The following is an 883-nucleotide window of genomic DNA, read 5'->3' as shown; positions in this document are numbered from 1 at the left end:
GCAGGCGCTCCAGTTCCGGCTCGGCCGCGCCGCGCAGGTCGAAATCGTCCCAGACCTTATGCGCCCATTGGAAGAGGCGCGTGGCCAGCCGATAGGTCTGGTTACGCGGGTCGAACCCCAGCAGCCGCTCTTCGACCAGTGCCTGCAGCAGCCGATGCAGCGTGCCCTTGGGCATGCCGGTCTGATCGAGCAATTCGGTAAAGCGCAGTCCGGCCGGCGTTGACGCCACGATGTCGAGAATCTGGATGCCGCGCGTCAAAGCCTGCACGCCGGGGGTCGAAGGGCTCTCCACCTCGACCTCCTTGTCCGGCACGATCGTGCTCGACTGGGGCTTGCTCATACTCTCTCCCGCCGCCGGTATTGCCCGGCTGATCGACCCAGGGCTCGTTGGCCGTGTTGCCAATCGCATATCTTGGAACTAAGTTCCATGTCAACACGCCAGGCGCGAACGGTCTCGTGCAGGAGGAAAAGTGCGCATCACCAAAGTTGACCATTGGCTGGTCAGAATGCCGTTTACCGAGGACATCTTGTGGGGTTCGGGGCGGCGCATCGGCACCACGAGGCTGGTTTGCCGTATCGAGACCGATGCCGGAATCATCGGCTGGGGCGAGACCATTTCGCTCATCGCCAACGTGCCGGCGGTCTTTGCCGACATCGTCGCGCCGCTGGCCATCGGCTATCAGGTGTCCGATGTGGAGCGCCTGCACCGCCACGTCCTGGGCGCCGGCTTCTACCATCACAAGCGCGCCGCCGTAATGGCGATCGCTGCGCTGGAAATGGCCATGTGGGACGCGTTGGGTAAGCAGGCCAAACTGCCACTTTACGCGCTCTGGGGTGGCAAATGGCGGCAGGACGTGGAGGCCGCCGCCTATCTGTTCACCAA

Annotated in this window: 1 protein-coding gene and 1 pseudogene; one reads left to right on the top strand and one right to left on the bottom strand. The window is 63.6% G+C overall.

Features of this window, described 5'->3' with window-relative positions; translation table 11 throughout:
• Positions 1-340: IclR family transcriptional regulator (locus JP75_RS24925; protein WP_035088066.1), on the bottom strand; the 340-nt coding region annotated here is incomplete at its 3' end.
• A 130-nt stretch (positions 341-470) separates the two neighbouring features.
• Between JP75_RS24925 and JP75_RS24920 the strand changes: the two are divergent.
• Positions 471-883: pseudogene (locus tag JP75_RS24920) on the top strand (hypothetical protein); the annotation flags it as partial.

The sequence above is a fragment of the Devosia riboflavina genome, assembly GCF_000743575.1.
In the GTDB taxonomy this organism is placed as follows: domain Bacteria; phylum Pseudomonadota; class Alphaproteobacteria; order Rhizobiales; family Devosiaceae; genus Devosia; species Devosia riboflavina.
This window is presented reverse-complemented; position numbering and strand designations above follow the sequence as displayed.